The organism is Herbidospora sp. NBRC 101105 (genome assembly GCF_030269205.1).
Lineage (GTDB): Bacteria > Actinomycetota > Actinomycetes > Streptosporangiales > Streptosporangiaceae > Herbidospora > Herbidospora solisilvae.
The window spans coordinates 54,522-66,770 of record NZ_BSSX01000008.1; the positions used below are offsets into that span (position 1 = coordinate 54,522).

Sequence of the window (12,249 nt, forward strand, 5' to 3'; positions counted from 1 at the left end):
CGGGAGGGCCGTCAGATCCAGCGGCCGCCTGGGCTGCGCCGAGCCCCGGATCCAGCATCCGGATCGCTTCGGCCTGGTCGAGGACCTTCGGCAGGGTGCGTCTGGCCTTGGCCGTGCCGAGGAGGAGGCCCGGGTCGGCCGTCAGCCAGCCCGCGCGGTGGCAGAAGGCCGTGAAGGAGCGGGCGCAGGCGGTGCGGCGGGCCAAGGTCGCGCGGGACTTGCCCGTCTCGTGTTGCTCGCCCAGCCAGTCGCGCAGGACCCGCACGTCGATCAGTTCGACCCGGTCGACGCCCACGTCGATGAGGTGGTCCGCCAGGGACGACATGTCGCCCATGTAGGCCCGCACGGTGTTGGCGGCCAGGCCGCGTTCGACCCGGAGGTGGCGTTCGAAGGCCTGGATCGCGTCCTCAAGATCTCCCGACATATCCGTCTATCTTCCCCTTCCTCTGGCGGTCAGCCGCCAGCCGTTCCCCTCCCGCTTCAGGTAGCCGCCGGCCTCCAAATTGCCCAGGCAGCCCAGTGCCACCGGCAGGGGCAGACCGGCCTTGAGCGCCACCTCTGCCGGGCCGATTACGGCCGTCCCGCCCGGCATCGCGTCGAGGACGCGCTTGGACTCCAGGCTGAGCAGGTCACGACGGGTGACCGCGCCTCGGGGGATGGGCGCGATGTCGTCTCCGGCCTGGCCGACCTGTTCCAGGATCTCGTCGGCCGACGTCACGCACACGGCTTTTCCGAGACGGATCAGGTTGTTGCAGCCGACCGACACGTCGCTGGTCACCGGGCCCGGTATGGCCATCAGCTGCCGGTTCAGCTGGAAGGCGTGATGGGCGGTGTTCAGCGCGCCCGAACGCGGGGCGGCCTGCACGACCACCGTCCCGCGCGACAGCGCCGCGATGACCCGGTTGCGGACGAGGAAGCGTAACCGCGTCGGGTTCACCCCCGGCGGCGATTCGCTGATCACCAGGCCTTCCTCGCGGATGGCGGCGAACAGGTCCTGGTGGGCGGCCGGATAGGGGACGTCCACCCCACAGGCCAGGATCGCGACCGTCGGCGACGGACCGGCCAGGCAGCCTCGGTGGGCGGCGGCGTCGATGCCGTACGCACCCCCGGAGATCACCGAGTAGCCCCGGTCGGACAGACGGCAGGCCAGTTCGGAGGCCACGTTGACCCCGTAGGCGCTGGCCGTCCGTGACCCGACCAGTGCGACCGAGCGGGCGCCGGCCCGGCGTAGATCGCCTTTGCCGTCGACCCAGAGGCCGGTCGGACGGGCGTCGCGCAGGTCGTCGAGTTGCTCCGGCCAGTCGGGGTCTCCGGGGACGACGAAGCGGAACCGCGCCAGGTCGTCGTCGGGGTCGCCGGCGGCGAGGGCCCTCATCCGCCAGGCCGTCGCCTTGCGTTCGTCGACGCCCTCCAGGGTCCCGGCGCGGATCCCGGCCAACACGGCCTCCGCGCCGTGTGCGGCGATCTGGCGGCCCATGGTCTCGTCGCCGGTCTCGGCGATCCGGGTCAAGGCCGCGCGTGCGGCCCGGTCACCGGTCACAGTTCCTCTCCCATCCACATCGTGAGTGCCAGTGAGATCTCGTCGGCCGCCGGCCGGGGACGCCGGCTGATGTCGGCGATCGTCCAGGCCACCCGGAGCACGCGGTCGACCCCGCGGGCGCTGAGGGTGCCCAGGTCGACGGCCCGGTGCAGCGGGGCCAGGACGTTGTGGTCGAGGCGCCAGCCGCCGTGCAGCAGCGACGAGGGGACCTCGGCGTTCAGCCGCCACGGGGTGCCGGACAGGCGCCGGGCCGCCCGTTCCCGGGCCTCCACGACCCGCTCGGCGACGGTGGCGCTGGATTCGGTGAGCGCGCGGTCGGCGAGGAGTTCGGCCCGGGTGGGCGGCGAGAGCCGTACCTTCACGTCGACCCGGTCGAGCAGCGGCCCCGACAGTCGGGACAGATAGCGCCGCCGGACGGCCGGGGTGCAGGTGCAGAACCGCCCGGCTTCGCCGCTGAGCCCGCACGGGCAGGGGTTGGCGGCCAGCACCAGCGTGAAGCGGGCCGGGAACGTCACCGAGCCGCTCGCCCGCGAGACCGTGACCTGGCCCGACTCGACCGGCTGGCGCAGCGAGTCGAGCACCCTGGCCGGGAACTCCGGCGCCTCGTCGAGGAACAGGATGCCGCGATGCGCCAGCGACACCGCTCCGGGCCGGATCTGGCCGGTCCCGCCGCCGATCACCGCCGCCGCCGAGGCGGTGTGGTGGGGCGCGACGAACGGCGGCCGGGCCAGCAGGGGACGGCCGGTGGGGAGGGCGCCGGCGATGGAGTGGATCGCGGTGACCTCGAGGGCCTGTTCACGGTCGAGCGGCGGGATGATCGTGGTCAGCCGCTCGGCCAGCATGGTCTTGCCGGTCCCGGGCGGGCCCAGGAACCACAGGTTGTGACCCCCGGCCGCGCAGATCTCCAGAGCACAACGGCCCTGGGCCTGCCCTGCGACGTCGGCCAGGTCGAGCGTCTTCTCCTCGGCCGGGACGGCGAGCTCCATCGGATCGAAGTAGGGCGCCCGCGCCCGCGCCTCACCCTCCCGCAGGATCGCCACCAGCTCCCCCAGCGACGCCACGGGCAGCACCGCCAGCTCCGGCACGAGGGCCGCCTCAGCGGCGTTGGCCGCCGGAACGACCATCGTGCGCGCCCCGGCGGCGACCGCCGCGAGCGCGGCCGGCAGGACCCCGCGGACCGGCCGCACCCGCCCGTCGAGGCCCAGCTCGCCGAGGAAGAACGGCTCGGCGATCCGCTCGGGCGGCACCATCCCCGCCGCGCCCAGCACGGCCATGGCGATGGCCAGGTCGAAGGACGAGCCCTTCTTGGGCAGCGAGGCCGGGGAGAGCGAGACGGTCACGCGGGCGTCGGGCCAGTCGAACCTGCTGTTCAGCAGGGCCGACCTGACCCGGTCCCTGGCCTCACTGATCGCCGTGTCGAGCAACCCGATGAAGTGGGTCCCGACCAGCCCCCGTCCGACGTCGGCCTCGACCTCGACGGTATGCCCGGCCACCCCGACCAGCGCGGCGGACCGCGTACGTGCAACAGGCATCGAACACCCCTCACGCCTTCCACCGAAGGCGACCCCCACGATCAACCAAAAGAACAGCCCCGTCAGAACACAGGGAAGATCCTCGGCAAGAACCGAAACCCGGCAGCCGCCGCCGTGACGGCTTCCTACGACGCCCGCGTCCCATCCGTCCATCACCACCACGTCGATCCGCGCCGACACGCCTTGCATACCGCCCCGCAACGGCCCATCCCATTGCGGTTCTCTGCGGCTACGGTCCCCGACCCCCAAGGAGGGCGACGACCGCGAGCCGATCACGGCCACCGGCAGCATCGCCCACGACCTGTCACCCCTCACCCCGCGTCATCAGAACGCCCTCTTCTCGTGCCGGATCGAGAAGGTCCCCGCGAACCCGTCCACCGCCACCACGTCGATCCGCACCGACGCGAACCGCTGGACCTGCGCGCCTTCCACAACGCTCGTTACATGGCCCGTCCGATCGCAGGACTCCACGGCAGAGGCCCCCGGTCGCGCCTGAGGGGCGACGACTTCGCGGCCGATCACGGGTATGTGGGGCATCACCCGTGACCACGCCTTCTCGTGGCGAATCGAGAAGGCTTACGGGCCCGTCCATCACCACCACGTCGATCCGCACCGACGCGCCTTGCATGACGCCCCACACGGCCTGCCCCATCGCGGTTCTCTGCGGCTACGGTCCCCGGCCCCCAAGGAGGGCGACGACCGCGAGCCGATCACGGCCACCGGCAGCATCGCCCGCCACCTGGCACCCCTCACCCCGCGTCATCAGAACACCCCCTTCTCGTGCCGGATCGAGAAGGTCCCCGCGAACCCGTCCAACGCCACCACGTCGATCCGCACCGACGTGAACCGCTCGCCCTGCCCCGCCAGCCACCGCGCCCCCAGCCGCCGCAACCGCGCCAGCTTCGCCTCCGTCACCGAGGCGAACGCCGACCCGTAGGCCGAGGAAGACCGTGTTCGCACCTCCACCACCACCAGCACCGCCCCGTCCCGGGCGACGATGTCGATCTCGCCCTCCCGGCACCGCCAGTTCCGGGCGAGGATCTCCATCCCCTCGCCCACCAGATAACCGGCGGCCAGCTGTTCGCCGGCCCGCCCGAGCTCGTCCTTCGCCGCTCCCATGCGGCCAACGGTGGCAGGCCCGACCCGGCCTCGACCGCCCCGCCCGACCGCCTGTGGACAACCACCACCCTGTGGAAAAGCGAAGGGGCCGGGCCCGCAGGAAGCGGACCCGGCCCCGGGAAGCATGAGCCTCAGCTCGAGAAGCCCTCCTTCGGCATCTCCAGGTCAGGCTTGGCGAGCTCTTCGACGTTCACGTCCTTGAACGTCACCACGCGTACGTTCTTCACGAATCTCGCCGGTCGATACATGTCCCACACCCATGCGTCCTGCATCTTCACGTCGAAGAAGACTTCGCCGTTCTCGGCGGTGCGCACCTCCATGTCGACCGAGTTCGTCAGGTAGAACCGACGTTCGGTTTCGACGACGTACGTGAACAGACCGACCACATCGCGGTACTCGCGGTAGAGCTGCAGCTCCATCTCGGTCTCGTACTTCTCGAGATCCTCCGCGCTCATTCCGGCCCTCCTGTTCCCAACCCCGTTTCGGCCCCTGGTTCATTCTCCCGCATCCTCATACCCGGCATCGTCCGAGCCACTGTCACGAACGAGAACCGATGGTGCTGGCTTGGCCCGTGGTGCGCGAGGGCGGCTCTGTGGTCTCTGGTCACATAACCCTTGTGCCCGGCGAAACCGTATTGGGGGAATGATTCGTGCAGGGTTGTCATCATGCGGTCCCGGGTCACCTTCGCGACGATGGACGCGGCCGCTATGCAGGCGGCCACCTGGTCGCCCTTCCAGACGGCGAGTGAGGGCGCCGGGAGGCCGGGGACCGGGAATCCGTCGGTCAGGATGTATCCGGGTGTGAGACCCAACCCGGCGACCGCGCGGCGCATTCCCGCCACGTTGCACTTGTGGAGGCCGCGCTGGTCGATCTCGGCGGGCGGGATGACGACGACGCTGACGGCCTTCGCGGTCGCCATGATCCTGGCGTAGTGCTCCTCGCGGCGGGCCTCGGTCAGCAGTTTGGAGTCGTTGAGGCCGTCGAGCTCACGTCCGAGCACCACCGCGGCGACCACCAGCGGGCCGGCGCAGGCGCCGCGGCCCGCTTCGTCGACGCCGGCGACGGGCTTGAGGCCCCGGCGGGCCAGGGCGCGCTCGTAGCCGTAGAGGCCGGAGTCACGGCGGACCACGCTCGGGCGCGGACGGTAAGCGACTGTCATGACAGAAGCAGCGTACGCCCCATCACCGGACGTTGGAGAAGGTGTCCGGCCGCGATATGAATGTGAGCCGGTCAAGCGGCCAATAACGGGCGAAGGCGAAGCCGATGACGTCGTCTTCGGAGATCGTTCCCTTGAACTCGTCGTCGATGTAGGACCGCGAGTCCATCGAGTTGGACCGGTGGTCTCCCATGAGCCACAGGCGTCCCGCGGGCACCTTCACCTCGAAGGTGCGGCCGGCGTAGTCGCCGGGGTAGAGGTACTTGCCCTCTTCCTCGATCGGGGTGCCGTTGACCGTGATGCGGCGCTGGGCGTCGCAGCACTTCACGGTGTCGCCGCCCTTGCCGATGACCCGCTTGATCGTGTCCTCGCCGTCCCAGCCCTTGAAGACCACGATGTCGCCGCGGTCGATGGAGCCGAACTGGAGGACCACGACCCGGTCGTTGACCAGGAGGGTGTTCTCCATCGACTCCGACGGGATCCAGAACGACCGCATGACGAAGAAGTGGACCAGGAGGGCGACGACGATGCCGCCGATCGTGAAGGTGATCGTCTCCCGGAGGGCTGACTTCTTCTTTTTCTCCGGCTTGCCGGATTCCTCGGGCTTGCCGGAGGCGTTGGTCTCTTCTTCTGCGACGGCCACGGGAGCGAAGACTACCGCTTGACGCGTATGCGGCGCCTAAGGGCCAGGAGCGGGAAGGCCCCCGCGAAGCCCAGCAGCAGCGGGGCCGCGCCCGCCGCGGCGGCCAGGCCCTTCTGGCTGAACGTCTCGGGGATCGGCAGGATCCCGGCCCGGTCGAACGGCCAGACCTTCACGAACGCGCGGCCGATGACCTGGTCGATCGGGATGGCGCCGCCGCCCGGGTCGCCGCCGTGGGCGCGCGAGTCGAGCGAGACGGAGCGGTGGTCGCCCATGACCCACAGGCGGCCGGGGGGAACCTCGATCTCGAAGTTGCCCAGTGACGGAACGTCACCGGGGTAGAGGTAACTCTCTTCGTCGAGGGGCACCCCGTTGACGGTGATGCGCCCACCCTGGCCCTCGTCACAGCACTTGACCTTGTCGCCGGGGACGCCGATGACCCGCTTGATGTAGTCCTTCTCGCCGGGGACCACGCCGAACGCGGTGCCGACCCAGCGGAAGAACCCGGCGACCGGGTTGGCGGGCGGGTCGAACTGGACCTCGCCGGCCCAGGAGTCGACGCCGGAGAAGACGACGATGTCGCCGCGCTCGATGTCGCGCACCCGGTAGACGAGCTTGTTGACCAGGACCCGGTCGTTCTTCAGGAGCGTGTTCTCCATCGACTCCGACGGGATGTAGAACGCCTGGACCACGAACGACTTGATGAGCAGGGCGAGCACCAGCGCGACCACGATCAGCACGGGCAGTTCACGCCAGAACGAGCCGCCCTTTTTGTCTTTGCCGGGCTTGGCGTTCTGATGGGTGTCTTCGGCGACCACGTCCACCCCGTCCTGGTCTGGGAAGTCAAGAGATGCGGCGCGCCCGCGCGTGCCTAGACGAGCCTAAATCATGGTCACAGTACGCGACGTCGCCGACTCGGCTTCCGGGCGCAAAACTGCGAAAGCCCGTGCCGGTCAGGCACGGGCTTGCAGGGAAATGCCGCTTTACTTCGCGGGCAGGGCGTCGCGGCGCTCGCGGATGCGGGCGGCCTTGCCGCGCAGGTCACGCATGTAGTAGAGCTTGGCGCGGCGGACGTCGCCACGGGTCACCAGCGTGATCTTCTCGATGACCGGGCTGTGCACCGGGAAGGTCCGCTCGACGCCGACGCCGTAGCTGATCTTGCGAACGGTGAACGTCTCACGGAGGCCACCGTTCTGGCGGCGCAGCACGAAGCCCTTGAAGACCTGGATTCGGGAGCGGTTGCCTTCGACGACGCGGACGTGCACTTCCAGCGTGTCACCGGGGCGGAACGCCGGGATGTCGCTGCGGAGGGCAGCCTTCTCGAGCTCCTGGATCTGCGTGTGCATGACTGAGGTTCCTCATCAGTTGAGAGAGCACCCGGAGGTCCGTCCGTCCCCTGTGAGGCGGGGCGTCGAGAAGGACGCGGGCACGACTAACCTGCGAACGGCAGGCATTCAGCGCTTCAGTCTGCCACAGGATCGCCATCGGCGCGAAACGACTCGATCGCCTTGAGATCGGCCTTCGACAACTCCCCGCGCTCCAGCAGTTCCGGGCGTTTGCGGAGGGTGCGGCGCAGCGCCTCGTCCCGGCGCCAGCGGGCGATCTTGCCGTGGTGCCCCGAGAGCAACACTTCCGGCACCTCGTGGCCGCGCCACACGGGCGGTTTGGTGAACACCGGGCCTTCGAGCAGGTTCTCCATGGCCCCGGGCGCGAACGAGTCGTCGACAGCCGACACGGCGTTGCCGAGCACCCCGGGCAGCAGCCGGGCGACGGCCTCGACCATGACCAGCACGGCCGCCTCGCCCCCCGCCAGCACGTAGTCGCCGATGGAGACCTCGTCGAGCCGCAGGCGGGAGCCGTACTCGATCATGACCCGGCTGTCGATGCCCTCGTAGCGGGCCGGCGCGAACAACAACCACGGCTCGGCGGCATATTCGAGCGCCACGGCCTGGGTGAACGGCCGCCCGCTCGGGGTGGGCACGATCATCCGGGGCAGGCCCTCGCCGCTCGCGACCACGTCGTCGATGGCCGCGCCCCAGATCTCGGGCTTCATGACCATGCCGGGCCCGCCCCCGTAGGGGGTGTCGTCGACGGTCTTGTGGACGTCGTGCGCCCATTCCCGCAACTGGTGGAGGCGCACGTCGAGGATGCCCTTGGCCCGCGCCTTGCCCATCAGCGAGACGTCGAGGGGCGCGAAGTACTCGGGGAAGATCGAGATGACGTCGATGCGCATGTCAGGCGTCGAGGTCGAACAGGCCCGGAGGCGCGGAGACGACCAGCCGCCCGGCCGCGAGGTCGACGTCGGGCACCAGCGCCTTCACGAACGGGACGTAGGCGTCGTCGCGGCCGGGCCGCTTGACCACCAGCAGGTCCTGCCCGTGGTGCAGCACGTCGCTCACCTCGCCGAGCCGCTCCCCCTCGGGGTTCACCACGGCCAGCCCGATGAGCTGGTGGTCGTGGAACTCGTCGGGGTCGTCGGAGGGCGGGATCTCGGCCGAGTCGATGACGAGCATCGTGTCGCGCAGGGCCTCGGCGGCCTCCCGCCCGTCGACCCCGTCGAGCGACAGCAACAGGATGCCCTTGTGCCAGCGGGCGTGGCGGACCGTGAGCGGCCCCCGGGAGGCCGGGTCGGTGGCCAGCCGCGCGCCGGGCGCGAACCGCTCCCCCGGCTCGTCGGTGCGGACCTCGACGGTCACCTCACCGCGGACGCCGTGGGGGCGGCCGATCCGGCCGACGACGAGCTGCATAAGGAAGTTCTCCAGAAACGACGATCCCGGGAGACCGTGAGGTCCCCCGGGATGACGGGCTGCTTTCAGCGAAGCTGCTTTCAGCGGGCTTCGTTCAGGTCGACCAGGTCGACCCGGACGTACTTGCCGTCGGACAGGGCGTTGACGACGGTGCGCAACGCCTTGGCCGTGCGGCCCCCGCGCCCGATGACCTTGCCGAGGTCATCGGGGTGGACCCGCACCTCCAGGACACGCCCGGTGCGGATCTTCCGCGCGCGAACGCGGACCTCGTCGGGATGTTCGACGATGCCCTTCACCAGGTGCTCGAGGGCCTCCTCGAGCACGTCAGGCCTCGGTTTCCGAGGTGGGCTCGGCGGGCGCCTCGGCGGCGGTCTCGGCCTTGGGCTCGGCCTTCTTCGACTTCCGCGGCGTGGTGGCGGCGCCGGTGTCGGCCGACAGGGCCTCCTTGGCGGCGGCCTCGTAGGCGGCGTGGCGGTCGGCCGCGGGCTCGGCGACGAGCAGCGGAGCCGGAGCGGCCTCGCCCTTGAACTTCTGCCAGTCACCGGTCAGCTTGAAGAGCTTCAGGACCGGGTCGGTCGGCTGCGCGCCGACACCCAGCCAGTACTGCGCCCGCTCGGAGTTGACCTCGATGCGCGAGGGGTGCTCCTTCGGGTGGTACAGCCCGATCTCCTCGATCGCACGGCCGTCACGCTTGGTGCGGCTGTCGGCGACGACGATGCGGTACTGCGGGTTGCGGATCATGCCGAGCCGCTTGAGCTTGATCTTGACTGCCACGGGTGTGGTCTCTCCTGCTTCAAAAATGGATGAGCGGCGTCACATCGAGTGGGGCACGAGGTGGCGGCCACTCCAGGGACAGGCGCGGAGGCGGGGATTAGAGGGCGCCCGCCGGACCACGATGTTCCAACATGACATTGTGCCAGATCTGAGCGGCTACTTCTGCCCGGGCAGCTTGAACTTCGACGGGTCGAAGCCCGGCGGCAGCTCCAGGCCCTTCGGCAGCTTGCCGGGGCCGAGGTTGCCCAGCATGCCGCCCGGCTGCTTGGCCGGCGCGTCGGCGGCGGGCTCCTTCGGCAGACCGGCCTTGCGCGGGTCGCCGCTCACGCGCCGGCCCTTCTTCGGCTTGGCCTGCTTCTGGTTGCGCTTGCCTCCCGGCATGCCGGGGATGCCGATGCCCTGCGACATGCGCTTCATCATCTTCTGCGCCTCGAAGAAGCGGGTCACCAGGTTGTTGACCTCGGTGACGCTCACGCCCGAGCCGCGCGCGATGCGGGCCCGGCGGGAGCCGTTGATGATCTTCGGCTCGGACCGCTCGCCCGGGGTCATCGACCGGATGATGGCGGCGACCCGGTCGAGGTCCCTGTCGTCGACCTGGTTGAGCTGGTCGCGCATCTGCCCCATGCCGGGCATCATGCCGAGCAGGTTCTTGATGGGGCCCATGCGGCGGACCATCATCATCTGCTCGAGGAAGTCGTCGAGCGTGAAGTCGTCGCCCGAGGCCAGCTTGCCGGCCATCTTGGCGGCCTCGGCCTCGTCGAACGTGCGCTGCGCCTGCTCGATCAGGGTGAGGATGTCACCCATGTCGAGGATCCGGCCCGCCATGCGGTCGGGGTGGAAGGCGTCGAAGTCCTCGAGCTTCTCACCCGTGGACGCGAACATGATCGGGCGGCCGGTGATGTGGCGCACCGACAGGGCCGCGCCGCCGCGGGCGTCGCCGTCGAGCTTGGTGAGGACGACCCCGTCGAAGCCGACCCCGTCCATGAACGCCTGCGCCGTGGTGACGGCGTCCTGGCCGATCATGGCGTCGACCACGAACAGCACCTCGTCGGGGCTGACCGCGTCGCGGATGTCGGCGGCCTGGGCCATCAGCTCCTGGTCGATGCCCAGGCGGCCGGCGGTGTCGATGATGACGACGTCGTGCTGCTGACGGCGGGCGTGGTCGATCGACTGGCGGGCCACCTGGACCGGGTCGCCGACGCCGTTGCCCGGTTCGGGCGCGTAGACGGCGACGCCGGCGCGCTCGGCCATCACCGAGAGCTGCTGCACCGCGTTGGGCCGCTGGAGGTCACAGGCCACCAGGAGCGGCACGTGGTTCTGGTCGCGCAGCCACCGGGCCAGCTTGCCGGCCAGGGTGGTCTTACCGGCGCCCTGGAGACCCGCGAGCATGATGACCGTCGGCGGGGTCTTGGCCAGGCGCAGGCGGCGGGTCTCGCCGCCGAGGATCTCGATCAGCTCGTCGTTGACGATCTTCACGACCTGCTGCGCCGGGTTCAGCGCCTGTGAGACCTCGGCTCCCCGGGCCCGCTCTTTGACGTGGGCCACGAAGTCCTTGACCACCGGCAGCGCTACGTCTGCCTCGAGCAGGGCGATGCGGATCTCACGGCAGGTCGCGTCGATGTCGGCGTCGGAAAGCCTGCCCTTGGACCGGAGCGAGGAGAAGACCGAAGTCAGCCGGTCGGAAAGCGTCTCGAACACGTGATTGGCCAGCCTCGAAGGGAATCGTCGTGGATCAGGGGACTACCCCCGGCCCCCCAAGCCTATCCGCTCACCAGCGAGGACCGCCCACACGCGAGGTGAGCGCGTGCTCCACCAGCGTGATCAGGGCGTTCTTCACCGAATCGCGGGACCGGGCGTCCGTGCGGACGATGGGGACGTGGGCGGAGAGGGTGAGCGCCTCCCTGATCTCGTCCTCGGCATGGGGGTAGAGGCCGTTGAAGCCGTTGATGCCCACGATGAACGGGAGCTGAGCCTCCTCGAAGTAGTCCACCGCGGGGAAGCTGTCGGCCAGCCGCCGCGTGTCCACCAAGACGATCGCGCCGATGGCGCCTCTGACCAAGTCGTCCCACATGAACCAGAAACGGTGCTGACCAGGGGTGCCGAACAGATAGAGGATCAGATCCTCGTCCAACGACACCCGGCCGAAGTCCATGGCCACCGTCGTCGTGGTCTTGTGTGGTGTCAGGCCGACGTCGTCGATGTCCTTGGAGGCGTCGGTCATCACCGCCTCGGTCGTCAGCGGGACGATCTCGGAGACCGCCCCGACGAAGGTGGTCTTGCCCACACCGAAACCACCCGCCACCACAATCTTCGTCGAGGTCAGGCCGCGGCTCGCGCCGCCGCCGTGACTATAGACGTCGAAGTCCACTGAGCACCCTTTCCAACAAGCCCAAGTCCGGCATCCCTGCGTCCAACTGCGGCTGGTGCACGTGCACCAGGCCCTCGGCGACCATGTCCGCGATCACGACGCGGATCACCCCGAGCGGGATGTGCAGCAGCGCCGACACCTCCGCCACCGACCGCACCTGACGGCACAGGGAGCTGATCGCCCGGTACTCCGGCGGCCGCTGGGACAGGTCGTGCTGCAGCGACGTGGCCGACGACACCAGCGCCTCCAGCGCGAGCTGCATGCGCGGTGTCGTGCGGCCGCCGGTGACGGTGAAGGGGCGGACCGGCGAGGCCGGCTCCGGGCGCGGTGGCGGCTGGCCGCCCCCGTAGGGCGGCGACCCCCACGAGTCCAT

The 12,249-nt window shown here is 69.9% G+C and carries 15 protein-coding genes and 1 pseudogene; all 16 read right to left on the minus strand.

Annotated features, from left to right (window positions below):
- Positions 1-163: 163 nt before the first annotated feature.
- Positions 164-424, minus strand: a pseudogene (locus QSK34_RS29930) (site-specific integrase); the annotation flags it as partial.
- Between the two features lie 6 nt (positions 425-430).
- Positions 431-1,540 (minus strand): DNA-processing protein DprA, encoded by a 1,110-nt coding sequence (gene dprA, locus QSK34_RS29935; protein ID WP_285588948.1) that lies wholly within the window; start codon positions 1,538-1,540, stop codon positions 431-433.
- Complete coding sequence (locus QSK34_RS29940) at positions 1,537-3,072, minus strand: YifB family Mg chelatase-like AAA ATPase (protein ID WP_285588950.1); 1,536 nt, start codon at positions 3,070-3,072, stop codon at positions 1,537-1,539. Before QSK34_RS29940 ends, dprA begins: the two co-directional genes overlap by 4 nt.
- A 762-nt stretch (positions 3,073-3,834) precedes the next feature.
- Positions 3,835-4,191, minus strand: coding sequence for a YraN family protein (locus QSK34_RS29945; protein WP_285588952.1), 357 nt, complete (start codon positions 4,189-4,191; stop codon positions 3,835-3,837).
- 131 nt (positions 4,192-4,322) lie between these two features.
- Positions 4,323-4,646, minus strand: a complete 324-nt coding sequence (locus QSK34_RS29950; RefSeq protein ID WP_030455669.1) for a DUF2469 domain-containing protein — start codon at positions 4,644-4,646, stop codon at positions 4,323-4,325.
- Entirely contained in the window at positions 4,643-5,350 is a 708-nt protein-coding gene (locus tag QSK34_RS29955) for a ribonuclease HII (RefSeq protein WP_161481267.1), read from the minus strand. Before QSK34_RS29955 ends, QSK34_RS29950 begins: the two co-directional genes overlap by 4 nt.
- 22 nt (positions 5,351-5,372) lie before the next feature.
- Positions 5,373-5,990 carry a signal peptidase I gene (lepB, locus tag QSK34_RS29960; RefSeq protein ID WP_161481268.1) on the minus strand — a complete coding sequence of 206 codons (618 nt, stop codon included), beginning with the start codon at positions 5,988-5,990 and terminating at the stop codon, positions 5,373-5,375.
- Between the two features lie 11 nt (positions 5,991-6,001).
- Positions 6,002-6,805, minus strand: a complete 804-nt coding sequence (gene lepB / locus QSK34_RS29965) for a signal peptidase I (protein WP_285588959.1) — start codon at positions 6,803-6,805, stop codon at positions 6,002-6,004.
- A 165-nt stretch (positions 6,806-6,970) separates the two neighbouring features.
- A complete protein-coding gene (gene rplS, locus QSK34_RS29970; RefSeq protein ID WP_030455665.1) occupies positions 6,971-7,333 on the minus strand; it encodes a 50S ribosomal protein L19 in 363 nt (120 codons plus the stop codon).
- 116 nt (positions 7,334-7,449) lie between these two features.
- Entirely contained in the window at positions 7,450-8,220 is a 771-nt protein-coding gene (trmD, locus tag QSK34_RS29975) for a tRNA (guanosine(37)-N1)-methyltransferase TrmD (protein ID WP_285588961.1), read from the minus strand.
- A 1-nt stretch (position 8,221) separates the two neighbouring features.
- Complete coding sequence (rimM, locus tag QSK34_RS29980; RefSeq protein WP_285588963.1) at positions 8,222-8,734, minus strand: ribosome maturation factor RimM; 513 nt, start codon at positions 8,732-8,734, stop codon at positions 8,222-8,224.
- A gap of 80 nt (positions 8,735-8,814) precedes the next feature.
- Positions 8,815-9,057: an RNA-binding protein gene (locus QSK34_RS29985; protein WP_030455662.1), complete on the minus strand. Its 243-nt coding sequence runs from the start codon at positions 9,055-9,057 to the stop codon at positions 8,815-8,817.
- Between the two features lies 1 nt (position 9,058).
- Positions 9,059-9,508 (minus strand): 30S ribosomal protein S16, encoded by a 450-nt coding sequence (gene rpsP, locus QSK34_RS29990; RefSeq protein WP_161481272.1) that lies wholly within the window; start codon positions 9,506-9,508, stop codon positions 9,059-9,061.
- 156 nt (positions 9,509-9,664) lie between these two features.
- Positions 9,665-11,206, minus strand: coding sequence for a signal recognition particle protein (gene ffh / locus QSK34_RS29995; protein WP_285588968.1), 1,542 nt, complete (start codon positions 11,204-11,206; stop codon positions 9,665-9,667).
- A 70-nt stretch (positions 11,207-11,276) separates the two neighbouring features.
- The gene (locus tag QSK34_RS30000; RefSeq protein WP_030455659.1) at positions 11,277-11,831 is read right to left on the minus strand and encodes a GTP-binding protein; all 555 of its coding nucleotides are present in this window, start codon (positions 11,829-11,831) and stop codon (positions 11,277-11,279) included.
- Between the two features lie 25 nt (positions 11,832-11,856).
- Positions 11,857-12,249, minus strand: a complete 393-nt coding sequence (locus QSK34_RS30005; protein ID WP_030455658.1) for a DUF742 domain-containing protein — start codon at positions 12,247-12,249, stop codon at positions 11,857-11,859.